This is a genomic window from Streptomyces nigra, from assembly GCF_003074055.1.
In the GTDB taxonomy this organism is placed as follows: domain Bacteria; phylum Actinomycetota; class Actinomycetes; order Streptomycetales; family Streptomycetaceae; genus Streptomyces; species Streptomyces nigra.
Genome location: NZ_CP029043.1, coordinates 6,557,785 through 6,579,825, shown reverse-complemented (window position 1 = coordinate 6,579,825; position 22,041 = coordinate 6,557,785). Strand labels below are relative to the sequence as shown.

General features: G+C 73.7%; 20 protein-coding genes, 2 pseudogenes and 1 riboswitch. Of the genes and pseudogenes, 4 read left to right on the top strand and 18 right to left on the bottom strand.

Annotation, left to right across the window (positions count from 1 at the left end; translation table 11 throughout):
* Positions 1-12 precede the first annotated feature (12 nt).
* Together DC008_RS30270 and DC008_RS36500 are read left to right on the top strand one after the other, a co-directional pair.
* A complete protein-coding gene (locus DC008_RS30270; RefSeq protein ID WP_164492476.1) occupies positions 13-2,580 on the top strand; it encodes a CHAT domain-containing protein in 2,568 nt (855 codons plus the stop codon).
* A gap of 150 nt (positions 2,581-2,730) precedes the next feature.
* A pseudogene (locus tag DC008_RS36500) lies at positions 2,731-2,850 on the top strand (CHAT domain-containing protein); the annotation flags it as partial.
* Between the two features lie 13 nt (positions 2,851-2,863).
* Here DC008_RS36500 and DC008_RS30265 read toward each other — a convergent pair.
* Positions 2,864-4,669, bottom strand: coding sequence for a LuxR family transcriptional regulator AbsR2 (locus DC008_RS30265; protein ID WP_108709692.1), 1,806 nt, complete (start codon positions 4,667-4,669; stop codon positions 2,864-2,866).
* A gap of 96 nt (positions 4,670-4,765) precedes the next feature.
* On the opposite strand from DC008_RS30265, the gene absR1 reads away from it, so the two are divergent.
* Positions 4,766-5,851, top strand: a complete 1,086-nt coding sequence (gene absR1, locus DC008_RS30260; RefSeq protein ID WP_108709691.1) for a beta-glucuronidase AbsR1 — start codon at positions 4,766-4,768, stop codon at positions 5,849-5,851.
* 97 nt (positions 5,852-5,948) lie between these two features.
* Here absR1 and DC008_RS30255 read toward each other — a convergent pair whose 3' ends face one another.
* The 8 genes from DC008_RS30255 to DC008_RS36370 all read right to left on the bottom strand — a co-directional run bounded on the left by DC008_RS30255 (position 5,949) and on the right by DC008_RS36370 (position 13,136).
* A complete protein-coding gene (locus DC008_RS30255) occupies positions 5,949-7,349 on the bottom strand; it encodes an NtaA/DmoA family FMN-dependent monooxygenase (RefSeq protein ID WP_108709690.1) in 1,401 nt (466 codons plus the stop codon).
* A 17-nt stretch (positions 7,350-7,366) separates the two neighbouring features.
* Positions 7,367-8,554, bottom strand: a complete 1,188-nt coding sequence (locus tag DC008_RS30250; protein ID WP_108709689.1) for an LLM class flavin-dependent oxidoreductase — start codon at positions 8,552-8,554, stop codon at positions 7,367-7,369.
* Positions 8,555-8,641: 87 nt separating this feature from the next.
* Positions 8,642-9,664: an ABC transporter substrate-binding protein gene (locus tag DC008_RS30245; RefSeq protein ID WP_108709688.1), complete on the bottom strand. Its 1,023-nt coding sequence runs from the start codon at positions 9,662-9,664 to the stop codon at positions 8,642-8,644.
* A 37-nt stretch (positions 9,665-9,701) separates the two neighbouring features.
* The gene (locus DC008_RS30240) at positions 9,702-10,487 is read right to left on the bottom strand and encodes an amino acid ABC transporter ATP-binding protein (protein ID WP_055619054.1); all 786 of its coding nucleotides are present in this window, start codon (positions 10,485-10,487) and stop codon (positions 9,702-9,704) included.
* A complete protein-coding gene (locus DC008_RS30235) occupies positions 10,484-11,467 on the bottom strand; it encodes an amino acid ABC transporter permease (RefSeq protein ID WP_108710936.1) in 984 nt (327 codons plus the stop codon). Before DC008_RS30235 ends, DC008_RS30240 begins: the two co-directional genes overlap by 4 nt.
* 175 nt (positions 11,468-11,642) lie before the next feature.
* The gene (locus DC008_RS35565) at positions 11,643-11,792 is read right to left on the bottom strand and encodes a hypothetical protein (RefSeq protein ID WP_164492399.1); all 150 of its coding nucleotides are present in this window, start codon (positions 11,790-11,792) and stop codon (positions 11,643-11,645) included.
* A 30-nt stretch (positions 11,793-11,822) separates the two neighbouring features.
* Positions 11,823-11,930, bottom strand: a riboswitch (SAM riboswitch).
* Positions 11,931-11,968: 38 nt separating this feature from the next.
* Positions 11,969-12,868, bottom strand: coding sequence for a glutathione S-transferase C-terminal domain-containing protein (locus tag DC008_RS30230; protein ID WP_108709687.1), 900 nt, complete (start codon positions 12,866-12,868; stop codon positions 11,969-11,971).
* Positions 12,869-13,037: 169 nt separating this feature from the next.
* Positions 13,038-13,136 (bottom strand): putative leader peptide, encoded by a 99-nt coding sequence (locus DC008_RS36370; RefSeq protein WP_333755522.1) that lies wholly within the window; start codon positions 13,134-13,136, stop codon positions 13,038-13,040.
* 152 nt (positions 13,137-13,288) lie between these two features.
* On the opposite strand from DC008_RS36370, the gene DC008_RS30225 reads away from it, so the two are divergent.
* A complete protein-coding gene (locus DC008_RS30225; RefSeq protein ID WP_108710935.1) occupies positions 13,289-14,029 on the top strand; it encodes a class I SAM-dependent DNA methyltransferase in 741 nt (246 codons plus the stop codon).
* A gap of 1 nt (position 14,030) precedes the next feature.
* Here the strand turns inward: DC008_RS30225 and DC008_RS30220 are convergent, their stop codons facing one another.
* From DC008_RS30220 to DC008_RS30180, 9 genes and pseudogenes are all read right to left on the bottom strand, one after another.
* Positions 14,031-14,489: an RrF2 family transcriptional regulator gene (locus DC008_RS30220; protein ID WP_055619056.1), complete on the bottom strand. Its 459-nt coding sequence runs from the start codon at positions 14,487-14,489 to the stop codon at positions 14,031-14,033.
* A 72-nt stretch (positions 14,490-14,561) separates the two neighbouring features.
* Complete coding sequence (locus DC008_RS30215) at positions 14,562-15,818, bottom strand: acyl-CoA dehydrogenase family protein (RefSeq protein ID WP_108709686.1); 1,257 nt, start codon at positions 15,816-15,818, stop codon at positions 14,562-14,564.
* A 113-nt stretch (positions 15,819-15,931) separates the two neighbouring features.
* Positions 15,932-16,549: pseudogene (locus tag DC008_RS30210) on the bottom strand (LLM class flavin-dependent oxidoreductase); the annotation flags it as partial.
* Between the two features lie 44 nt (positions 16,550-16,593).
* Positions 16,594-17,151: an NADPH-dependent FMN reductase gene (gene ssuE / locus DC008_RS30205; protein WP_108709685.1), complete on the bottom strand. Its 558-nt coding sequence runs from the start codon at positions 17,149-17,151 to the stop codon at positions 16,594-16,596.
* A gap of 74 nt (positions 17,152-17,225) precedes the next feature.
* A complete protein-coding gene (locus DC008_RS30200; protein ID WP_108709684.1) occupies positions 17,226-18,506 on the bottom strand; it encodes a sulfite oxidase in 1,281 nt (426 codons plus the stop codon).
* 35 nt (positions 18,507-18,541) lie between these two features.
* Positions 18,542-19,306 (bottom strand): amino acid ABC transporter ATP-binding protein, encoded by a 765-nt coding sequence (locus DC008_RS30195; RefSeq protein WP_108709683.1) that lies wholly within the window; start codon positions 19,304-19,306, stop codon positions 18,542-18,544.
* A 27-nt stretch (positions 19,307-19,333) separates the two neighbouring features.
* Entirely contained in the window at positions 19,334-20,284 is a 951-nt protein-coding gene (locus tag DC008_RS30190; RefSeq protein ID WP_108709682.1) for an ABC transporter substrate-binding protein, read from the bottom strand.
* Entirely contained in the window at positions 20,281-20,808 is a 528-nt protein-coding gene (locus DC008_RS30185; protein ID WP_108709681.1) for a GNAT family N-acetyltransferase, read from the bottom strand. The genes DC008_RS30190 and DC008_RS30185 overlap by 4 nt, the downstream gene beginning before the upstream one ends.
* Positions 20,805-21,932: an LLM class flavin-dependent oxidoreductase gene (locus tag DC008_RS30180; RefSeq protein WP_108709680.1), complete on the bottom strand. Its 1,128-nt coding sequence runs from the start codon at positions 21,930-21,932 to the stop codon at positions 20,805-20,807. The genes DC008_RS30185 and DC008_RS30180 overlap by 4 nt, the downstream gene beginning before the upstream one ends.
* Between the last annotated feature and the right edge of the window lie 109 nt (positions 21,933-22,041).

Here is a 22,041-nt window from a genome sequence, read left to right as displayed (position 1 = left end):
GAACTGCTGCCGATGGTGTTCGCCGCCCCGAACGACGCGCTGGCGAGGGCGGAGGGTGTGCTCGACGCCGATCCGTCGCCGTTGCACGCCTCCGTGGCCCATCAGGTCATCGGTATCTGGCAGCGCGACTGGGGCGACATGCGGATCGCCCTGCACCACCTTCGGCGTGCCCGGGATCTCGCGGCGCGCGCGGAGTCCGCCGAACGCGAGGCCGACGTCCTGGCGGCGCTCGGGGTCGCGTCGGTGCACGCGGGGCGCACTCAGCAGGGGCTGGCCGCGCTGGAGCGCGGGGTGGAGCGCGTCAGCGGGCATCCGCGCGCCCGCGTGCTGTTCCGGCGCGCGTACGCCCGCTGGGTGCTGGGGCACCACCGGGAGGCACTGGAGGACGTCCGGCGGGCGGTCCCCGTACTGCGGCAGGCCGACGACGTCATCTGGACGGCGCGGGCGCTGACGCTGCGGGCGACCGTGCATCTGGCGCTCGGCGCGGTGGACCGGGCGGACGCCGACTTCACGGCGGCCGAGACGCTGTGGGACACCACCGGCCAGGAGCACGACAAGGCGGACGCGGTGGAGAGCCGGGGCCTCGCCGCGTTCCGGTCGGGCGACATACCGGCGGCGCTGCGGCTGCTGGACGAGGCCGAGGAGCGCTACGCCAAGCTCGGCACCCCGACGTTCATGCTCAGCATCCGGCGCTGCGAGGTGCTGATGGCGGCCGGTCTTGCACCGGAGGCCCTCGCCGAGGCGGACGCGGCGATCGCCGTCCTCGACGGCATCGGCGGCCAGTCCACCCGCAAGGCCGAACTGCTCCTCGCGGCGGCGACGGCGGCCCGGCTCGCGGGTGACGCGCACACCGCCATCGCCCGCGCCGACATGGCCGTACGGCTGTTCACGGGGCAGCGGCGGCCCTGGTGGGAGGCGCACGCGCGGCTGGTGCTGATCGAGGCGCGGGTGGCCGCCGGGCGCAGTTCTGGCCGGCTGGTCGCCGACACGGCGGCGGTCGCCGAGCGGCTGGCCTCCTTCGGGGCGCCCGCCGCCCCGGAGGCGTCGCTGCTCGCGGGCCGGATCGCGCTCGGCCTCGGCTGGCGGGCCGACGCCGAACGCCATCTGGCGCTCGCCGCCCGCAGCCGGCGCAGTGGGCCGCCGCTGGCCCGGATGACGGGCTGGGCGGCGCAGGCGCTGCGAGCCAGGGCCGCCGGATCGGGACGCGGGGTCCTCGAGGCATGCCGACGGGGACTGGACGTGCTGGACGCGCACCGGATGACGCTGGGCGCCTCGGAGCTGCGGGCCCGCGCGAGCGCGCAGGGCGCGGAACTCGCGGCGCTGGCGCAGCAGGCCAGCCTGGAGACCGGCGGGCCGCGCCGGCTCCTGGTGTGGAGCGAGCGGTGGCGGGCGACGGCGCTGTCGGCGCCCCCGACCAGACCGCCCGCCGATCCCCAGCTGCAGAGCGACCTGACGGCGTTCCGGGAGATCGCGGCGCGCGCCGAGGCAGCCCGGATGGACGCCCGCCCGATACCGGCGCTGGATCGCGAACAGCGGCGCCTGGAACGGGAGATCCGCGCCCGGACCCTGCACATGCGGGGCGACGCCCCGGGCGACGGGCACCGCTTCGACCCGGGGCGGCTGCTGGACCGGCTCGGCGACGACGTACGGCTGGTGGAGCTGGCCGTGCTGGACGGGCGGGTCCAGGTGCTGCTGTGCGGGCAGGGGCGGGTGCGCCGGTTCGAGGCCGGGCTGCTCGCGGAGGCGGAGGTGGAGGCCGAGCACGTCCAGGCCGGGCTGCGCCGGCTCGCGCATCCGGGGGCGGAGGCGCGGCTGCCGGTGGTGGAGGCCGCCGGGCGGCGCCTGGAGGAGCTGCTGCTGGGGCCCGCCGCGGCCCAGCTCGGCGACGGTCCCCTGGTGGTGGTGCCGCCGGCCCGGCTGCACCGGGTGCCGTGGGCGCTGCTGCCGTCGCTGCGGGAGCGGGTCGTGAGCGTGTCGCCGTCGGCGACGAGCTGGCTGCGCGCCCGGGAGACCGAGCCGCCCCGGCGGGGCCGGCATGTGCTGGTGCGCGGGCCGGGGCTGGCGACGGGCGGCGCCGAGGTGCCGCATCTGGCCGTCCGGTACGGCGGCGCGGTCGTCCTCGAACACGCCGACGCGCGGGTGCCACGGGTGCTGGAGGAGCTGGACGGGGCGGAGCTGGCGCACATCGCGGCGCACGGCGCCTTCCGGGCCGATAGCCCGCTGTTCTCGTCGCTGCGGATGGCGGACGGCCCGATCGTCGTGCACGACTTCGAACGGCTGGACCGCAGCCCGTACCGGATCATTCTGTCCTGCTGCGACACCGCCCGCTTCGCGTCGGTCGGCGCGGACGAACTGCTGGGCCTGGTCACGGCGTTGCTGCCGCTGGGCACGGCAGGTGTGGTGGCGTGCAGCGCACCGGTGAACGACGCGGCGGTGGTGCCGCTGATGCTGGCCCTCCACAAGGGCCTGGGCGCCGGACTGTCCCTGGCGGAGGCGCTGCGCGACGCGCGGGCGGCACTGCCGGACGACGCACTGCACCGGGCGACGGGGTGGGCGTTCACCGCGTTCGGGGCGGCGTGAGGGCGAAGCCGGTTCGAGGGCCTGGGCGCCGGACTGTCCCTGGCGGAGGCGCTGCGCGACGCGCGGGCGGCACTGCCGGACGACGCACTGCACCGGGCGACGGGGTGGGCGTTCACCGCGTTCGGGGCGGCGTGAGGGCGACGCCGGTTCGAGGGCCTGGGCGCCGGACTGTCCCTGGCGGAGGCGCTGCGCGACGCGCGGGCGGCACTGCCGGACGACGCACTGCACCGGGCGACGGGGTGGGCGTTCACCGCGTTCGGGGCGGCGTGAGGGCGAAGCCGGTTCAGGCCGAGCGCGCGCCCCGCGCCGACACCAGCCACGGCAGGGCGCCCCGGTCGCCGGCGCCGAGGCGGGCGTAGGCGCTGTAGAGGTGGTTGCCCACCGTGCGGACGGACAGGGTGAGTTTCTCGGCGATCTCGCGGTTGCTGAGACCGACGGCCGCCAGGTCCACGATCTGCCGTTGCCGGGCGGTGAGTTCACCGAGGGCCAGCCCGGACAGCGCGGGTGTCCGGGCGCCCTGGCAGCGGCGGGCGAGCGCGACCGCGCGCGTGCGTGAGGTGCGGGCGTCACGGGGATCCCGGTGCAGCCGCGCCGCCTGCGCGTGCGCCTCGGCCGCGAACAGCAGGAAGCCGCGCGCCTCCAACCGCTCGGCCACCCGGTCCAGCGCCTTGCTGTCACCGCGCGCCAACGCCTCGGCGTGTGCCGCGAAGACCCCGGTGAGACGGCCCGCGGCCCGCCCGGGAGCGCCGAGGCGTACGGCGTCGTACGCGTCGTCCTCGACGGCTCCGGACGGGCCGGCCGCCGCCGGACGGGTGACCGCCCCACCCCCGTGGGGGCGGCCACCCGCGATCGTGGGCACGGCCGGGACGTCGCCCGACTGTGCCGCGACGAGGGCCAGTTCACGCCGGCAGGCCGGGTCGTCCCCGGCGCCGCGCAGCCCTTCCCCGGCCCAGGCCGCCGCCTCCCGCAGCTCGCCGCGCAGGCGCGCGTAGCGGGCGCGTACGGCCGCGTATCCGGCCGGCAGCGGCGCGTCCTCCGCGACCAGCCACTCCCCCACCGGGGCGGTGACGGTGCGGACGTCCGCCCGCTCGATACGGCCGAGGAGCGCCGCACGCTCCTCCTCCAGGGCGGGGCCCCAGTGGTCCGGCGTACGGGACAGGCGCCGCGCCCGCAGCCGTCCCGCCGTGGCCCGCAGGACGGGACCGTGGAGAGGGTGCGCGAGCCGGACGGCACCGCCGTCGTCCACGTGGACCAGCCCGTCGGCCTCCAACTGCTCCAGCGTGTGCGGCTCGAGGCCGTCCCGCTCCGGGTCGAGCGGCGACGGCTCGGCGAACGCGAGGCGCCGCAGCGTCTCCCGCTCCCCGGGGCACGACCGGTCCAGGACCCCGGCCGCGCGCTCGCGCACGGTCGCGGTGACCGGCAGCGGCCCGCGCCACGCCCAGGTGTCCGTGCCGTCGACCCGGCTGAGCAGACGGCCCTCGCGCAGTGCGTCGACCAGGTCGCGCAGCAGCCGCAGGTCCCCCTGGCACAGGTGGTGCAGCCGGTTCACGGTGAGCGGCTCCAGGTCGGCGCCGGGTACGCCCGCCAGCAGCCGTGCGGTGTCCTCCCGGTGCAGCGGCTCCAGGGTGAGGCGCGGCAGCAGGTCGCCGGTCCACAGCCGGGAGACGGCGGCCGGTGCGGGCGCGCCGTCGGTGGTGACGACGACGAGCCGGATGCGGCCGTGGACGGCCAGTTGGTGCACGAGGGCGGCGGATGCCTCGTCCAGCAGATGCGCGTCGTCGACGACGAGCAGCCGTTTGTCGGACAGACGCCGGTGGGCGCCGTGCAGGGAGGCCGTCTCGGGGACGAGGTGCGCGAACGCGGCGAAGCGCAGATGCCGGGTCGCGGGAGTGCCCGCCACGCGGGCGCACCCGGTCGCGCGGGTGGCCTCGGCGACGAGCCGGGTCTTGCCGCAGCCGACCGGCCCGCTGACGACGAGACCGTCCCGGCCGGCGCCCAGCGAGGCGCGCACCAGGTCGAGTTCGCTCTCCCGGCCGGTGAACGGCCAGGGCGGATCCAGGGTCCTCGCCGCGCGTTCGTAGCTCGTCACGGTATGAGGAGCACCATGACTCAGGTCTGATACAGGGGTACTTGAGTAGCCCTCGACTCAGGCGCCCGGGGCGCCGCGCCGGGCACCCTGGGGCGCATGACCGCTCGCTACTGCTCCCTCGCGCAGCAGTCGGCGCCCGCCTTCGCACCGGGGCTGGCCGCCGGGCGGCTCCACGCGCTCGTCAACGGGCACCGTATGTGGGTGAACGGCACGGTGCTGCACTACCACTTCTTCGACCGGGACTCCGACACGTCCGCGATCCCGGACCCCGGCACGGGCCGGACCCGGCCGGTGTCGTGGGTGGGCGGCAAGGACCAGCGGGACGTCGTACGCGAGTGCTTCCAGGAGTGGAGCGGCCTCGGGATCGGGCTGTCGTTCGTGGAGGTGGCCGACCGGTCGGAGGCGGAGCTGCGGATCGGGTTCCAGAGCGGCGACGGCTCCTGGTCGACCGTCGGCCGGGACGCGCTGCGGGTCGGTGTCGACGAGCGCACCATGAATTTCGGCTGGGATCTGACGGCGCCCGGGGAACGCGGGACGGCCCTGCACGAGATCGGTCACGCGCTGGGCATGCTGCACGAGCACCAGAGCCCGTTCGCCGGGATCCACTGGGACGACGAGGCGGTCTACACGGATCTGGCGGGGCCGCCGAACTTCTGGAGCCGGGACAAGACGTACTTCAACATCCTGCGCAAGCTGGACGCGAGCGAGGTCAACGGCTCGGTCTGGGACCCGCACTCGATCATGGAGTATCCGTTCTCTGCGGGGCTGATCCTGGAGCCCGAGCAGTTCCGCGCGGGTCTGAACCCGCCGGGGGTGCTGTCGGCCGCCGACAAGGAGTTCGTCCGCCGCTGGTACCCGCCGGCTCCGGTGCGCGAGCCCCGCGAGCTGGTGCCGTTCCGCTCGGTCCCGCTCCGGCTCGGGCCCGGCGAGCAGGCCGACTTCACCGTCGAGCCCCCGGAGACCCGCGCGTACACGGTGGGCACCTTCGGGGACGCCGACACGGTCGTCGTCCTCTTCGAGGAACGCGATGGCCGCCCCCGCTATCTCGCGGGCACGGACGATGGTGGCACCCCACACAACGCCACCGTGCGGACCCGTCTGGTCAAGGGCCGCCGCTATGTGGTCCGGGTCCGTATGTACTCGGCCTGGGGGTCCGGCGAGACAGCCGTCATGTGCTGGTGACCCATAGGTGAGCCACCCACAGTCCAGCGCCGGGGGGAACGGCCCGGACGCCGCCTTCGGGGGAGGGCGACGTCCGGGCCGACCGGTGCCGGGCGGGTCAGGACGCCTGGCGTTCCTCCGTCTCCGTGTCCGGGTGGGCGAGGCCCAGGTGGTCGCGGAGGGTCGGGCCCTCGTAGTCGGTGCGGAAGACGCCCTGCTCCTGGAGGAGGGGGACGACCTTGTCGGCGAACTCGTCGAGGCCGGTCGGGGTGAGGTGCGGGACCAGGATGAAGCCGTCGCTCGCGTCGGACTGGACGTACTCGTCGATCGTGCGGGCCAGTGTGGCCGGGGAGCCGACGAAGTTCTGCCGGTTGCCGGTGTGGATGACCAGGTCGCGGATGGACCAGTTGTTGGCTTCGGCGAGGGCGCGCCACTCTCGGGCGGTGGCCATGGGGTCCCGGTACATACGGACCTGGGCGCGGCCCTGGGCGATGTGGTTGTCTCCGACGTCCGGGTCGACGTCGGGCAGGGGGCCCTCGGGGTCGTACGAGGAGAGGTCGCGGTTCCAGACGAACTCGAGGTGCTTGAGGGCGGTGGCGCCGCTGACCTGCTGGCGGCGTACCTCGCGGGCGAGTTCCTCCGCCTCGGCGTCGGTGTCGGCGAGGGCGAAGGTCGCCGCGGGAAGGATGAGCAACTGGTCCCTGCGGCGGCCGTACTTGGCGAGGCGGGACTTGACGTCGGTGTAGAAGGCGCGGCCCGCCTCCAGGGTGCCGTGCCGGCTGAAGATGGCGTCCGCCTCGGCGGCGGCGAACTCGCGGCCCTCCTCGGAGTCGCCGGCCTGGAAGATGACGGGCCGGCCCTGGGGTGAGCGCGGAACGTTGAACTGCCCGTGGATGTCGAAGTGCTGCCCGGTGTGGGTGAACGAGCCGGCCTTGGCGTCCTTGAGGAACGTCCCGGTGTCCTGGTCCGCGATGATCTCGTCGCCGTGCCAGGAGTCGAAGAGCTCCTTGGCGGTGGCGAGGAACTCCTTGGCGCGGGAGTAGCGCTCTTCCTGCGGCAGAAAGCCGCCGCGGCGGAAGTTCTCGCCGGTGAAGGCGTCCCAGGAGGTGACGACGTTCCAGGCGGCGCGTCCGTCGGAGAGATGGTCCAGGCCGGCGAACTGGCGGGCGACCTCGTAGGGCTCGTTGAAGGTGGAGTTGATGGTGCCGGTGAGCCCGATGCGTTCGGTGACGGCGGCGAGCGCGGTCAGCACGGTGAAGGTGTCGGGGCGTCCGACGACGTCGAGGTCGTAGATGTGGCCGCCCTGCTCGCGGAGCCTGAGGCCTTCGGCGAGGAACAGAAAGTCGAACTTGGCGCGTTCGGCGGTCCGGGCGAAGTGCGCGAAGGAGCTGAACTCGATATGGCTGCCGGCCCGGGGGTCGCTCCACACGGTCGTGTTGTTGACGCCGGGGAAGTGGGCCGCCAGATGGATCTGCTTCACCGGGCGCCGAGGCTTCGAGGAGGTGGTGGGGCTGGTCATCGGTGGGTCCTTCCGGCTCAGGCGGCGGCGCAGCGGTTGGCGGGCCGGGCGAGGCCGAGCAGGCCGCGCAGCGTGTCGGCCTCGTAGGCGCGGCGGAAGGCGCCCCGGCGCTGGAGTTCGGGCACGAGTCCGCGGGTGATCGCCGGGAGGTCGTGGCCGGCGACGGCCGGTCGCAGCCGGAAGCCGGTGAGGCCGGCGGTCTCGAACTCCTGCAGGAGGTCGGCGAGTTCGGCGGGACTGCCCGCGAAGATCCGGGCGTCGCTGGTGTACGGCTCCCCGGCGAGCGTGTCGAGGCGTTCTTGGCGGGCGCGTGCGGCGGCCGGGTCGCCGTCGAGGAACACGACGAGGTCTCCGAAGATGTGCAGGGGCTCGTCGGCCCGGCCCGCCGCCCGCTGTTCGGCGCGGACCTCGCTGACGATGGCCCGGGCGCCATCGGTGTCGAACGGGGTGACGTAACCGATGTCGGCGGAGCGGGCCACGAGCCGGTAGGGCACGGTCTCGTGGGCGAGGGCGCTGACGATCGGCTGGCCCTGGGGCGGGCGCGGGGTGATGGAGGGGCCCTTGACGCTGAAGTGGCGGCCCTCGAAGTCGATGTAGTGGAGCTTGTCGCGGTCGATGAAGCGTCCGGTGGCGGTGTCGCGGATCTCGGCGTCGTCCTCCCAGCTGTCCCAGAGACGGCGGACGACCTCGACGTGGTCGGCGGCCTCGTCGAAGAGCTCGTGGACGGCGGGGGTGTCGTACCGGTCGATGCGTCCGAGGGTGCGGCGGCCGAAGTGGGCGGCCTCGTTGGGGCGCGCGGTGATCTGGACGCGCAGGCCGGCCCGGCCGGAGCTCACATAGTCGAGGGTGGCGATGGCCTTGGATATGTGGAACGGCTCTGTGTGGGTGGCCACTACGGTCGGCACCAGACCTATGTGCTGGGTCAGCGGGGCGACACGGGAGGCGATGAGGACGGCGTCGAGCCGGCCGCGTACCTGGTCGGTGCGCCCGTCCGGGTCGAGGAAGTGCGAGGACTGCAGGCCCAGGCCGTCCTCGAGGGTGACGAGGTCGAGCAGGCCCCGTTCGGCCTCGGTGATCAGGTCGGTCCAGTAGGCGGCGGTGAACAGGTCCCGGGGGCGGGACACCGGCTCCCGCCAGGAGGCGGGGTGCCAGCCGGTGCCGTCCAGGGCGACGGCGAGATGCAGGGGTGTGGGGTTCGCGGACACGGTCGGTGCCTTCCTGGTGGTCCGTACGACGGCGCCGGGCCCTCCGCCGCAGAGGAGGGGAGGGCCCGGCGCCCCGGGGATGGGTCGTCAGGAGTTGTCGAGCGGCAGGCCGGGCGGGTTCACCTCCGCCTTCTCCACGGCCTCGCCGGAGAGGTTCCACGCGGCGAGCCACTTCGCGTACTGGCCGTTGTCGATGAGGTGGTTGATCGCCTCGGCGAGGGGCTCGGCGAGTCCGCTGTCCTTCTTCGCGGTCGCGGCGATCAGTCCCTGCAGGGTCGCCCCGGCGCCGGAGAACTGCCCGGCGATCCTGGTCGCCTGCGGCGTGCCGCTGGTCTGGGTGACGTGGTACGAGAGGTTGGGGCTGGGCCCGAAGTAGGCGTCGATCTTGCCGCTGCTCAGGGCCAGGTAGGTGCTGTTGGTCTCCTGGAAGTACTTGACCGTCAGCTTCTTGCCCTCCTTCTCCAGGCGGTTCTTCCACTCCAGCAGGATGCGTTCCTGGTTGGTGCCGGCGCCGACCGAGACGGTCGTGCCGGCGAGCGTCCGGTAGTCGCCGTCGAAGCGGAACTTCGAGTCCTTCGGCGCCTCGAAGGCCAGGTCGTCCTTGCGGTAGGAGGCGAACTCGTACTTGCGCTTGCGCTCCTCGGTGTCGGTGATGTTCGAGAAGCCGACGTCCACCTTGCCGCTGTCGATGCCGACGAAGAGGTTCTCCCAGGTGAACCGCTTGACCTCGGGCTTCAGTCCGAACACGGCGGCAACCAGGCGGGCGAGGTCGATCTCGGAGCCGGTGAGGGTCTTCTGGTCGCTGCCCACGAAACCCAGGGGCGGCGACCCGGAGGGCAGCGTGCCGGAGCCTATGACGAGTCGTCCGCTCTTTCTCAGGTCTGCGGGGAGCTTGGCGCTGATGGACTTCACCTCGGACACCTTGAGGGTGGTCTCCTTGGCGGCCCCGTTGGAGAGCCGGCCGACGGTGACCGTGCCGGCGGCGTCGGAGGTCGCCGTCGCCGCGTCGCTGTCTCCGCCGCAGGCGGTGAGCCCGGTGGCGAGGGTGGCGGCGGCGGTCGCCGCGGTGATGCCGCGGAGCAGGGCACGACGGGTGACGCGGTGGCGCATGACTGTCCTTACGTGATGGGTGAACAAGGGGCGGGGGTCAGAGGACCTTGCTGAGGAAGTCCCTGGTCCGTTCGTGCCGGGGGGCGTCGAGGACCTCGGAGGGCGGGCCCTGTTCGACGATCCGGCCGCCGTCCATGAAGACGACGCGGTCGGCGATCTCGCGGGCGAAACCGATCTCGTGGGTGACGATGACGAGGGTGGTGCCGCTGGTCGCCAGGTCCTTGATGACGGCGAGCACCTCGCCGACGAGTTCCGGGTCGAGGGCGGAGGTCGGCTCGTCGAAGAGGATGACGCCGGGGCGCAGCGCGAGGGCACGGGCGATGGCCACCCTCTGTTGCTGCCCGCCGGACAACTGCCGTGGGTAGGCGCCGGCCTTGTCGGCGAGGCCGACGCGGGCGAGCAGGTCGCGGGCGAGTTCGAGCGCGGCGGGTTTGGCGAGCCGGCGGGTGGCGACGGGGGCGGCGGCCACGTTGTCGAGGACCGTCAGATGCGGGAAGAGGTTGAAGTTCTGGAAGACGAAGCCGATCCGGCCGCGCTGGGCGAGGATGGCCCGCTCGCCGAGTTCCTTGAGGCGGGTGCCGTGCCGGCGGACGCCGATCGGTTCGCCGTTGAGACTGACGTGCCCGATCTCCGGTTTCTCCAGGTGGTTGATGACCCGCAGGAGGGTGGACTTGCCGGAGCCGGAGGGGCCGAGGATCACGGTGACCTCGCCGGGCCGTACGGTCAGGTCGACCCCGTTGAGCACGCGGTGGGCGCCGTACCACTTGTGCACGTCGTGCACCTCGACGGTGGCGGGCGCGTGGTCGTCGACGGCGGTGCTCATACGGCGGCCTCCCGGCGGACGCGGGCCCTCAACTCGGTGACGGAGGACCGCAGTTTCTGGAGCGGGGTCGGCGGCAGGGAGCGGGTGGCGCCCCGGGCGTAGTACCGCTCGACGTAGAACTGGACGACGGAGACGACGCTGGTCAGGACGAGGTACCAGACGGTGGCGACCATGAGCAGCGGCACGATGTCGCCCGGGTAGGTGGAGCCCATGGACTGCGCGGCGCCGAACAGGTCGAGCAGGGACACGTAGAAGACCAGCGAGGTGCCCTTGATCAGGCCGATGAGCTGGTTGACGTAGTTCGGCACGATGGACCGCAGCGCCTGCGGGAACACGATCCGGCGGAACTGGTAGCCCTTCGGCAGCCCGAGCGCGGCGGCGGCCTCGTGCTGGCCCTGGTCGACGGAGAGGATGCCGCCGCGGACGACCTCGGCGGCGTACGCGGACTCGTGGAGGCTGATGCCGACGACCGCGATGACGAGGTCGGTGGCGAGCGCGGACTCGTCGAAGGTGAGGAAGGCGGGCCCGAAGGGGACGCCGAGGCTGAGCGTCTTGTAGAGGGCGCTGAAGTTGTACAGGAACAGCAGGACGACGATGAGCGGGATGGAGCGGAACGCCCAGACGTACGCCCAGCTGACGGCGCGCAGCACGGGGCTGCGGGAGAGCCGGGCGAGCGCCAGCAGCACGCCGCCGAGAAGGCCCAATACGGCGCTGTAGGCGGTGACTTCGAGGGTGACGAGGAGGCCGTCGACGATGGTGGGCCGCAGGAACCAGTAGCCGAAGCGGTCCCACTGGTAGAACGGGTTGGTCACCAGGCCGTGGACGAACTGGGCGGTGAGGACGAGGGCGACGGCGGTGGCGATCCAGCGGCCGGGGCGCCTGAGCGGCAGCACGCGCTGGGCGGTGAGCGGTTCGGACGGGGTGGCGGCGGGCCGCGGCGCCTCGGCCAGGGAGACGGCGGCGCCTGGGGGTTCACTCATGGAGGGCTCCGGCAGGAGTCGGAAGGCCCCGGAGGACGCGGACACCTCGGCCACGGGCACGGCCGTTCGACGGCGGGGCCGGGGAGGGGGAGGACGCACGGTCACCGGGGGCGGGCGGACGACGGCACACCGCCGAAGCGGTGGGTGTCGGGGGTGCGGTGCCGCGGAGGAGAGATCAGCCGCGGCGGCGGGCACAGCCCGGTGCGGTACACAGTGCGCTGTTGACGCGGAGCAGATCGACGGCCCGGTCGGCGGCGAACAGGGTGGCGTACGCGTGGACGCGGCCGCGAAGGCGGCCGGTGGCCGTCCTGGGGGCTGCGTCCATGGCGTCACTCACTCTTCCGGCCGCCGGCGGCCTGCGCGCTTACCGAAGTCATCCGGTCCGGTCGTCACCTGGGGCACCCCACCGCGATGCGAGGGTTGCCGGTCAGCGAGCCAGGGCTTGTCGCTGACGCTCATGACCGATCTGGGCCGTAGTCAATCCAGTTGAACGAGGAAATGTCAACGGCGGTCCACGGAGCGGGACGGCTCCGCGGGGGTCCTGGTCGTGTGGGCCGCCCAGTCCAGGATCTGCACGGCGGCTCCGGCGGCCTCCAGGCCCCGGCAACGGGCGTGGTGACGGCGGGAGATGGCGTCCAGGTCGAGGTGGGCGCCGAACGCCGGGTGGGCGGCGAGCCGGCGGGCGTAGCCCCACAGGGCGGGGTGGGCGGCGATCCGCTCGACGGCGGCGGCGTCCAGATGGTGCCGGTGCACGGTGTCGAGCTGGACGAGCGTCACCCACAACTCGACGTCGGCGGCGGTGATCTGATCCCGGATCATGTGGGTGCGGCCGGTCAGCCAGCGGTCGAGCGCGCCGAGGGAGCGCAGCAGGGTCTCCAGGGCGGCCTCGCGCTCCGCCTGTCCGGCGCCGGCCGTGCCCGCGTTCTGCGCGGCCTCCTCGATGTCCCGCGCGCACATCCGCTCGACCGCGTCGATCTCGGACTCGGCGCCGCACGGGTACAGGCTCGCGCGACAGCCGCCGAAGTGCCGGTCGAGGTCGCGCATGATGTCGGGGGCGTGGGTGCTCACGATGCGCCCGGACCAGTCGTCGCTGAGGACCGGCGCGAGGGCGGGGCCGGGGTAGCGGTGGGCGCTGGCCTCGTAGAGCGGGCGCAGCGCGCTGTGCCCGCTGTCGGGGCAGTCGGGGACGGCGGGCAGGAAGGACGCCGGGCAGGTGTCGCCGAGTTCGAGCAGGCTGTGCGCGACGGCGATGCGCAGACCGTCCGGACAGGCGGTGGACAGATGGAGGCGGTAGCGGCGCGGCACGGCGTAGTGGCCGCTGCGCGCGTCGCTGCCGATACGTCCGCGGAAGGCGGGGGCGGTCCGCGTGGCCGGGTGTGCGGCCGACGGTGCGACGGTCATGGCTCTCCCCTGGGCAGGCGTGTGGGCATACGGCTGGGCCGGCGGGTGGCGTCCTGCGGGCGTGGACGTCCGGCGGGCGTGGGCATGCGGACCGGCGGTCGGAACGGGGCGTGCGGGCCGGCCTGCGGACCGATGCGGGGCGACGGTGGCTCGGGGCCGCGCTCAGAGGTCAGATCGCGCTGCAGACACGCTGCAGGTCGATGTGGCGGCGGGAGGTGAGAAGGGGCGTACGGGTCACTCGACCGGTGACCGTCCTGGCGCGCCCCATGCTTCCCTACCTATTCACTAGGAAACTTATGGTGAGTGTCGGTCCGCGCGTGGCCGGCGTCAAGAGGGCGTCCGCGGATCGGTCGCCCGGCTCCCCTCCCCCGCGGAAAAACCGAGTGCCCCGCGAGGACCGCCGGCAGTACGGTGCGCGGCGTGACCGATGACGACGGATACTTCGGAGAGCCCATCGCGGCCCGCTACGACGACCCCTCGGACGACATGTTCCAGCCGGAGGCCGTGAACCCCGCGGTCGACCTGCTGGCGGAGCTGGCCGGTGACGGCGCGGCGCTGGAACTCGGCGTCGGCACCGGCCGGATCGCCCTGCCGCTCTCGGCGCGGGGCGTGCCCGTGCACGGCATCGACATGTCGCGGGCGATGGTGGCGCGGCTGCGCGCCAAGCCCGGCGGCGACGCGGTGGACGTGACGATCGGGGACTTCGCGACGACCCGGGTGGCGGGCGAGTTCGCCGCCGCCTATCTGGTCTACAACACGATCAACAATCTGACGACGCAGGACGCCCAGGTCGACTGTTTCGTGAACGCGGCCGCGCATCTGCGTCCGGGCGGCTGCTTCGTCGTCGAGGTGGGGGTGCCCGAGCTGCGGCTGCTGCCGCCGGGGCAGACAGCGGTGCCGTTCCGCATCAGCGACACGGGCTGGGCGTTCGACACCTACGACACGGCCACGCAGGCCTTCAGTTCGAACTACGTGACGATCGTCGACGGCCGTGCGGAGCACCGCGCCATCCCGTTCCGGTACGTCTGGCCTGCGGAGCTGGATCTGATGGCGCGGCTCGCCGGTCTGCGGCTGCGGGACCGGTGGGAGGACTGGAAGCGGACGCCGTTCACCGGCGAGAGCTGGCAGCACGTGTCGGTGTGGGAGAAGCCGGCGCGCTGAGCTACGGGTTGGTCCACGCCTCCGGGTCGTCCGCGAGGCGCAGGACGTCGTCGGGGAGCTTCGCCGCGGCCACGTCGGCCAGGGTGACCTCGCCGAGGATCTTGCGGACGTTCGCACGCACGGCGATCCACAGCGGCAGGAGCGATTCGGCGGGGCCGATGTAGGACAGGTCGGGCGGGCGGACGCCGCGCACCGAGACCAGGGGGCCGTCGGCCACCCGGATGACCTCGGCGATGGCGATGGCGTCCGCGGGCCGGGCGAGCCGGTAGCCGCCCTTGCCGCCGCGCTGGCTGACCACGAGGCCGCCGCGGCGCATGTCGCCCAGGATGCCCTCGAGGAACTTGTGCGGGATGCCCTGGGCGTCGGCGATGGCCTCGGCCTTCAGCGAGGTGTCGTCGCCGGCCGCGGCCAGCTCCAGTGCCGCCCGCACCGCATAGTCCGCCCTGGCCGAGATCCGCATACGGTGATTATCCCTCACGGGTCCCCCGCCCTCATCAGCCGGGCCGGGGCTCCGGTACCGGCGGGCCGGGGGTCAGGCCGGCAGGGTGAACGGCGGGTGCGCGCCGTTGAGGAAGTAGTCCCCGATCTCGCGCATCCGGTGGGCGACCGGCTCGCGCAGGGTGTGGGTGCGGGTGTCCCGCCAGAACCGGTCGAGGCCGTGCCGGGTGAGCGCGGCGGCCGCCCCGATCGCCTCCAGCGCGCGGCTGGTGATCTCCTGCGCGGCCCGGGAGGCCGCGGCCTCGGCGGCGCCGGCGAGGACGGCGATCTCCGCGCACTCCTCGTCGTCGAGAGCCTCCCCCCGGTCGAGCCCCTGGATCAGGGCGTCCACGGCCTGGTCGGCGAGGGCGGACGCCGCCCGCGCGGCGACCGCGAGTTCGCCGTACGCGGTGAGCGCGTACGGGTCCTGGGCCGGGCCGCCCGGCCAGGGCTGCGCGGAGAACGGCTGCCAGGGGGCCCGTACGACCCGTCCGTGCTCACGGACTTCGCCGAGCAGCCCCTCGGCGACGCCGAGACAGAAGTGGGCGGAGACCAGGCGGGCGGCCGGCGCGGACAGCCCGGCGAACGGCGACAGCGCGCCGTCGTCCGCGGAGAGCGAGCCGAGCACGTCGTCCGCCGCGACGGGGACCCCGTCGAAGCCGACGCCGCCGCCCGCCGCGAGCCGCTGCCCGAACGTGTCGCCTGCGCCCGCGCCGAGGACGCCGGGATGCGCGGGGTCGACCAGGACGGCGACGGGTTCGCCGGTGCCGGGCACGGCGGCGCGGACGACGAGCCGGTCGGCGACGCCCACTCCGGTGTCGTACCGCTGGTGGCCGTCGAGGAGATACCCGTGGGCCGTCGGGGTGAGCATGAGCGGGGGTTCCTGGGAGGCGATGCCTCCGCCCCAGCACCACTGCCCGGCCGCGGAGGCCCGCTCGATGCGGGCGGCCCGCTCGGGTCCGCCGAAGAACCGGGCGGTGGAGGAGAGGAAGTAGTGGTTGCCGAGGAGGCGGCCGATGGCGCCGTCGGCGGCGGACACGGTCCGTACGACGGCGTAGGCCGTGCGCCAGTCCGCTCCCCCGCCGCCGTGCGCGGCCGGGACGAGCAGGGTCAGCAACCCCGACTCGCGCAGCCGGGCCACCTCGTCGTGCGGCGGTTTGGCGGCCTGCTCGCGCTCGACGGCGTCGGTGGCGAGGTCGTCCGCCAGATCGCGGGCTATGTGGGGCCAGCCGGCGGGTGCCGGCGCCGGTGCGGAGAGGTCCCGCCCGGCGCTGCCGGACACGGAGGCCGGGTCCGGTGGGGCGATCGTCATGGCGTCATCCTCACTCGCTCCGCGGACCAGGGTCAACACTTCCCTAGTGATTCGATAGGAATTGTAGGGAACGTGTCCGGATCCGACCGCACGGCGTCTCACCATGCGGCCGCTCACCGTCCCGCGAACGGCACTTGAGGGGCCGGCGCCGCCGTCGGAGCGCCCCGGAACGGATGCGTCCACAGCCCCCGCGCCGCCAGCCGCGGCAGCACGTTCTCCCCGAACCAGTACGCCTCCTCCAGGTGCGGATAGCCGGACAGCACGAACTCGTCGATGCCGAGCGCGTGGTACTCCTCGATGCGCTCGGCGACCTCGTCGTGGCTGCCCACCAACGCCGTGCCGGCGCCGCCCCGCACCAGCCCGATACCCGCCCACAGATTGGGGTGGATCTCCAGGTCGTCGGCGCGGCCGCCGTGCAGGGCGAGCATCCGGCGCTGTCCCTCGGACTCGCTGCGGGCCAGCCCGGCCTGCACGGCCCGGACCGTCTCCGTGTCGAAGCCGTCGAGGAGCCGGCGCGCCTCGACCCACGCCTGCTCGGCGGTGTCCCGGGTGATGACGTGCAGCCGTATGCCGAAGCGAAGTTCGCGGCCCTGCTTCCCGGCCAGGTCCCGCACCCAGGCGATCTTCTCCGCGACGGCGGCCGGCGGTTCGCCCCAGGTGAGATGGACGTCGGCGTGCCGGGCGGCGATCTCCCCGGCGAGGGGCGATCGTGGTGGGGGTCGCGGCGGGCGGACCTGCGTTCGGCCCGCGGCCGAGCGGTGGGCGGGACCGGTGCTCAGCCCGCGGTCGCCAGCAGGGCGGGGCGTCCGCCGAGCGCGAGTGAGAACTGGTCGGTGACCTGGGCCAGCGCCTCGGCGGAGGCCGGCGCGACCGTGAGCGTGCCGTCGTCGGCGGCGGTGATGTCCTTGTCGAGGGTGAACCAGCCCGGAGTGATGTGGGCGGGCCCCATGGAGTTGAGGACGGGGCGCAGGGCGTAGTCGATCGCCAGCACATGTGCGGTGGTGCCACCGGTGGCGAGCGGGAGGACGGTCTTGCCCGCGAGGGCGTACTGCGGGAGCAGGTCGAGCAGGGCCTTCAGCACACCGGAGTAGGCGGCCTTGTAGACGGGGGTGCCGATGACGACACCCTCCGCCCGCTCGAACAACTGGGTGGCCTGGACGATCGCGGGGTGGGCGAAGTCGGCGTGCAGCAGGGCCTCGGCCGGCAGGGTGCGGACGTCGAGGGGTATCACCTCGTGGCCCTGGGCTCGCAGCCGGTCGTCGAGCAGGCGCAGCAGCCGGGCGGTGCGGGAGGTGGCGGACGGGCTTCCGGAGACGGACAGGACGGTGGCCATGACGGGACCTTTCGGAGGTGGGGCGGGGAGGATCGGCGGTCCCGGGCGGGCGGGGCGGCCCGGGACCGGGGCGGTCAGATCACGGCCACCGGGTGGCGGACCACTGCGTCGAAGAGATAGCCCTGGGTGTTGGGCACGGACACGTCGGGCTGGCGCCGTCCGGCGGTGTCGGTGGCGCGGGCCAGCAGGTGCGTGGCGCCGCGGCCGGTGGGCCGCCAGGGCACGGACCAGCGGGTCCAGGTGCCGGCGCGGGGCCGGTCGTGGAGATCGGCGCGCCGCCAGGTGGCGCCGCCGTCGGTGCTGACGTCGACGCGGGCCACGCCGCCCGCGCCCGACCAGGACCGGCCGCGCAGCACATGGCCGCGGCCCGCCGCGAAGGTGGCGCCGTCGGCCAGTTCGAAGGCGCTCTTGAGGGTCTGCCGGGTGAGCGGGGCGCTGCCCTCCGGCGGGTGGGCGGGCCCGAACAGCCGGTAGAACCGGGTGTTCCAGGGTGAGAACAGCGGCTGCGCGGACACCTGGATGTCGCCGACCCACTTGATGGACGCGATCCCCACCCAGGAGGGCACGAGGACCCGTACCGGATACCCGTGGTCGTACGGCAGGGGCTCGCCGTTCATCTCGTAGGCGAGCAGGACGTCGTCGAGGGCCTTGGCGAGCGGCAGCGGCCGGCGGACCCGGCCGAGGCTCTCGCCCCCGCTGACGTACTCGGCGTCCAGGCCGCGCGGCTGCACGTCCACGGCGTGCCGCACCAGCCCGGCCCGGCGGAGCACGTCGGCGAGGCGGACCCCGCGCCAGCGGGCCACGCCGATCGCGCCGAGCGTCCAGGCGGTGCCGCTCACCGTCTCGCCCTGCTGGGTCGTGTAGTGGCCGCGGCCGTTGCCGGCGCACTCCACGAACGCGGTCCGGGTGGCGGACGGCAGTGCGCGCAGGTCGTCGTCGCCGAACTCGACCGGCCGGTCCTCGGCGGGTGTGCCGCGCAGTCCGTCGCCCCACAGCCGCAGCCGCCAGTCGGCGGCGTCCAGGACGGGGGTGGCGGTGTGGTTGCGGACGAAGAACCGGTCGTTGGGGGTGTGGTGGCCGGTACCGCGCAGCGCCTCCCAGCGGGTCTCGGCGTTGGTGCCGCGCTGGATGAACCACTCGGGCGGCAGCGGCTTGACGATCGGGCCCGCGGCGGCGTGGGCGGTGCGGGGCGCGGGCAGCGTGGTCGCGGCGGCGGTGGCGGCGAGCAGGGTGAGCATACGGCGCCGGCTGACGCCGTCGGCTCTGGCGTCTCCGGCCAGCCACTGGCGCAGCCGGCGGCGGTCGTAGGCGGTCTCGTCGGGGCGGGCGGCGGGGGTGGTGCCGGGCGGAGTCATGGCGGGTCCTCCTCGAAGGGGCGGGGACGGAGGGGTCAGAGGACCTTGGACAGGAAGGCGCGGGTGCGTTCCTGCCGGGGCGCGTCGAGGACGGCCGCCGGAGGCCCCTGTTCCACGACGAGTCCGTCGTCCATGAAGACCACGGTGTCGGCGACCTCGCGGGCGAAGCCGATCTCGTGGGTGACGACGACCATCGTGGTGCCCGTGCCGGCGAGGTCCTTGATGACGTCAAGGACCTCGCCGACGAGTTCCGGGTCGAGCGCGGACGTCGGCTCGTCGAAGAGCAGCACCTTAGGTTCGAGGGCGAGCGCGCGGGCGATGGCCACGCGCTGCTGCTGCCCGCCGGAGAGCTGCCGGGGGTAGGCGTCGGCCTTGTCGGCGAGGCCGACCCGGTCCAGGAGCCGGCGGGCCGTCTCCACCGCCGTGCCACGTGGCACGCGCCGCGCGGAGACGGGGGCCTCGACGAGGTTGTCCAGGACGGTGAGATGCGGGAAGAGGTTGAAGTTCTGGAAGACGAACCCGATGCGGGTGCGCTGCCGCAGGACGTCCTTCTCCTTCAGTTCGTGCAGCTTGTCGCCGACGCGGCGGTAGCCGACGAGTTCGCCGTCGACGCTGATCCAGCCCCGGTCGACCTTCTCCAGGTGGTTGATGGTGCGTAGCAGCGTCGACTTGCCGGAGCCGGACGGGCCGAGGACGACGGTGACCTCGCCCTCCCGGACCCGCAGGTCGATCCCGCGCAGGACCTCCAGCGGCCCGAAGCTCTTGTGGACGTTGTGGACGTCGATCATGACGTCGCTCATGGGTCCTCCCCTGTCTCCGCGGGCCGGTCAGGCGTGTTCGGGCGGGTTGATGCGCGAGGCGTCGATCGCGGAGGCGGTGGTGCCCCACTTGCCGAGGATGCGCCGGTAGGTGCCGTCCTCGATGAGGTGGTCGACGGCGGCGCGGAACGCCTTGGTGAGCGGGGAGCCCTTCTTGAAGGCGAAGCCGACATCGAGGCGGTGGTACTCGCCGAGGAAGCGGGTGTGGGAGGCGGGCTGGGCCGCCTGGTACCGCAGTCCGTTGATGGTCGACATGATGACGTCGATCCGGCCCTGCTGGAGCGCGGTGAGCGTGGCCGCGTTCTCCGAGTAGACCTTCACGTCGTACGGCTTCTTGCCGGCCTTGGCGCACACGTCCTTCTGGGCGGTGAGGGTGGCCTCGAAGGTGGTGCCGGCGCCGGTGCCGATGGTCAGCCCGCACAGCTGCTTCAGATCGGTGACCTTCTTGACGCTGTCGTTGTCGTCCTTGACGGCAAAACCCTGGCCGTCGTTGATGTAGGTGACGAAGTCGATCGTCTTCAGGCGTTCGGTCGTGACCCCGAAGTTGCCGGTGCCGACGTCGTACTTGCCGCTGCCGAGGGCGGGCAGGATCGTCTCGAAGGAGGCGTCCTGGCGCTCCAGTTTCAGGCCGAGGACCTTGGCCACGGCGTCGGCAAGGTCGATGTCCTGGCCCGCGGGCGCCTTGTCGGCGCCGTTCGGGTAGTACGCGCCGGGCGGGAAGCCTATGGAGCTGCCGATCTTGAGGGTGCCCGCCTCGCGGACCCCGGCGGGCAGCAGGGCGGCGACGGAGTCCACCTCGCGGACGGCGGCGACCGGGTCGTCGGTGGGCGCGGGCGAGCCCTGGGCGCCCACGGCCGCGCTGCCGGTGTCGCCGGTGCCGCAGGCCGTCAGCGTGAGCAGGGGCAGCAGGGCGAGGGCGGCGGTGGCGCGCAGCGGTGTGCGCGGGGGGCGGTGGGTCACTGGTCCAGGGCCTTTCCGGGGGGTTCCGGCGCGGTGGGGTGCGGGGTGAGGTGTTTCTCGAAGGGCAGCGGGCCGATGGTCTCCGGGTCGGCCCTGGTGTCGAACAGCGGTGTGTAGCCGGTGGCGAGGTAGAGGCCGCGGGCTTCGGGCTGGCGGGGGCCGGTGGTCAGGTAGACGCGCCGGTATCCGCGTTCGCCCGCCTCGCGCTCCAGTTCGGCGACGACCCGGCGGGCGAGGCCGCGCCTGCGGTGCGCGGAGTGCGTCCAGATCCGCTTCAGTTCGGCCGTGTCCGGGCCGTGGCGGCGGAAGGCGCCGCCCGCGACGGGCTCGCCGCGCTCCAGGAGCAGCAGGAGCAGGCCGCCCCGGGCAGGGGTGAACTCCTCGTCGGGATACCGGGAGATCTCGGCGTGCGCGTCCTTGCCGTAGCGGGTGGAGTACTCGTGGGCGAGTTCGCTGAGCAGGGGTCCGACCCGTGGGTCCGAGATCGGGACGTGGACGACGGTCAGTTCGGGGGCGGAGGTCATCCGGTCACCGCCGTCAGGGTGCGGGGGCCGCGGGCGGCGCGCTCGGCGTCGCGCTTGGCGACCTCCTCGCGGACGATCGGGATGACGTACCGGCCGAAGTCGATGGCGTCGTCGAGCAGGTCGTAGCCGCGTGCGGAGAGGATGTCGACGCCGAGGTCGTAGTAGTCGAGGAGGGCCTGCGCAACCGTCTCGGGCGTGCCGACCAGGGCGTTGGAGTTGCCCGCTCCCCCGGTGGCGGCGGCGGTCGGCGTCCACAGGGCGCGGTCGTAGCGCTCGCCGGCCTCGGCGATGGCGATCAGCCGCTGGGAGCCGGTGTTCTCGGGCGTCTCGCCGCGGTGGTGGCGGACGACCCCGGAGGTACGGCGTTCACGGATGGCGCCGACCGTGCGGTGCGCCTTCTCCCAGGCCAGTTCCTCGGTGGGGGCGATGATCGGGCGGAAGGCGACCTGGACGCGGGGGACGTCGGTGCGGCCCGCGGCCTTCGCGGCGGCCTTGACGTGCTCGATCTGCTCGGCGGTCTTCGCGAGGGGTTCGCCCCACAAGCAGTAGATGTCGGCCTCGGCGCCGCCGGCCGCGTACGCCGCCGGGGACGAGCCGCCGAAGGAGACGCCGGGGCGGGGCTGCTGGACGGGGAAGACGTCGCTGACGAAGTCGTGGAAGCGGTAGTGGTCGCCCTCGTGGTCGAAGGGTTCGCGGGTGGTCCAGATCTTCTTGACGATCCGGATGTACTCGCGGGTGCGGGCGTACCGCTCGTCCTTGGTGAGGGTGTCGCCCTCGCGGCCCTGCTCGTGGTCGTTGCCGCCGGTGATGAAGTGGACGGTGAGCCGGCCCTCGCTGATCTGGTCGAGGGTGGCGAACGTCTTGGCGGCGAAGGCCGGGTAGGAGACGTTGGGCCGGTGGGCGAGGAGGATCTGCAGGCGCTCCAGACGGCTCGCGATGTAGGCGGCGGCGGGCGCGGGGTCGGGCGATCCCGATCCGTAGGCGAACAGCACCCGGTCCCAGCCGTGCTCCTCGTGGGCGCGGGCGAGCCGGAGCGTGTACTCCTTGTCGAACGCGGGGCCGGAGCGCGGCGTGGTTTCGGATCCGTCGTTGGTGGCGGCGATGCCGAGGAACTCCACGGGCATGGATGCGTGCCTTTCAGCGGGGGCGGCGGCCTGCGGGGCAGGCGGAACTGCCCTGCGGCGGCGCGCGGGTGAGAGACCGTCAGATCGACGGAGGGGTACGGGCGTGACG

Excerpts from the sequence above, each read along its gene's own strand:
- DC008_RS30270 (WP_164492476.1), top strand. The coding sequence starts at position 13 with ATGGTGTTCGCCGCCCCGAACGACGCGCTGGCGAGGGCGGAGGGTGTG.
- absR1 (WP_108709691.1), top strand. The coding sequence starts at position 4,766 with ATGACCGCTCGCTACTGCTCCCTCGCGCAGCAGTCGGCGCCCGCCTTC.
- DC008_RS30255 (WP_108709690.1), bottom strand. The coding sequence starts at position 7,349 with ATGACCAGCCCCACCACCTCCTCGAAGCCTCGGCGCCCGGTGAAGCAG.
- DC008_RS30245 (WP_108709688.1), bottom strand. The coding sequence starts at position 9,664 with ATGCGCCACCGCGTCACCCGTCGTGCCCTGCTCCGCGGCATCACCGCG.
- DC008_RS30240 (WP_055619054.1), bottom strand. The coding sequence starts at position 10,487 with ATGAGCACCGCCGTCGACGACCACGCGCCCGCCACCGTCGAGGTGCAC.
- DC008_RS30235 (WP_108710936.1), bottom strand. The coding sequence starts at position 11,467 with ATGAGTGAACCCCCAGGCGCCGCCGTCTCCCTGGCCGAGGCGCCGCGG.
- DC008_RS35565 (WP_164492399.1), bottom strand. The coding sequence starts at position 11,792 with ATGGACGCAGCCCCCAGGACGGCCACCGGCCGCCTTCGCGGCCGCGTC.
- DC008_RS30230 (WP_108709687.1), bottom strand. The coding sequence starts at position 12,868 with ATGACCGTCGCACCGTCGGCCGCACACCCGGCCACGCGGACCGCCCCC.
- DC008_RS36370 (WP_333755522.1), bottom strand. The coding sequence starts at position 13,136 with ATGGGGCGCGCCAGGACGGTCACCGGTCGAGTGACCCGTACGCCCCTT.
- DC008_RS30220 (WP_055619056.1), bottom strand. The coding sequence starts at position 14,489 with ATGCGGATCTCGGCCAGGGCGGACTATGCGGTGCGGGCGGCACTGGAG.
- DC008_RS30215 (WP_108709686.1), bottom strand. The coding sequence starts at position 15,818 with ATGACGATCGCCCCACCGGACCCGGCCTCCGTGTCCGGCAGCGCCGGG.
- ssuE (WP_108709685.1), bottom strand. The coding sequence starts at position 17,151 with ATGGCCACCGTCCTGTCCGTCTCCGGAAGCCCGTCCGCCACCTCCCGC.
- DC008_RS30200 (WP_108709684.1), bottom strand. The coding sequence starts at position 18,506 with ATGACTCCGCCCGGCACCACCCCCGCCGCCCGCCCCGACGAGACCGCC.
- DC008_RS30195 (WP_108709683.1), bottom strand. The coding sequence starts at position 19,306 with ATGAGCGACGTCATGATCGACGTCCACAACGTCCACAAGAGCTTCGGG.
- DC008_RS30185 (WP_108709681.1), bottom strand. The coding sequence starts at position 20,808 with ATGACCTCCGCCCCCGAACTGACCGTCGTCCACGTCCCGATCTCGGAC.
- DC008_RS30180 (WP_108709680.1), bottom strand. The coding sequence starts at position 21,932 with ATGCCCGTGGAGTTCCTCGGCATCGCCGCCACCAACGACGGATCCGAA.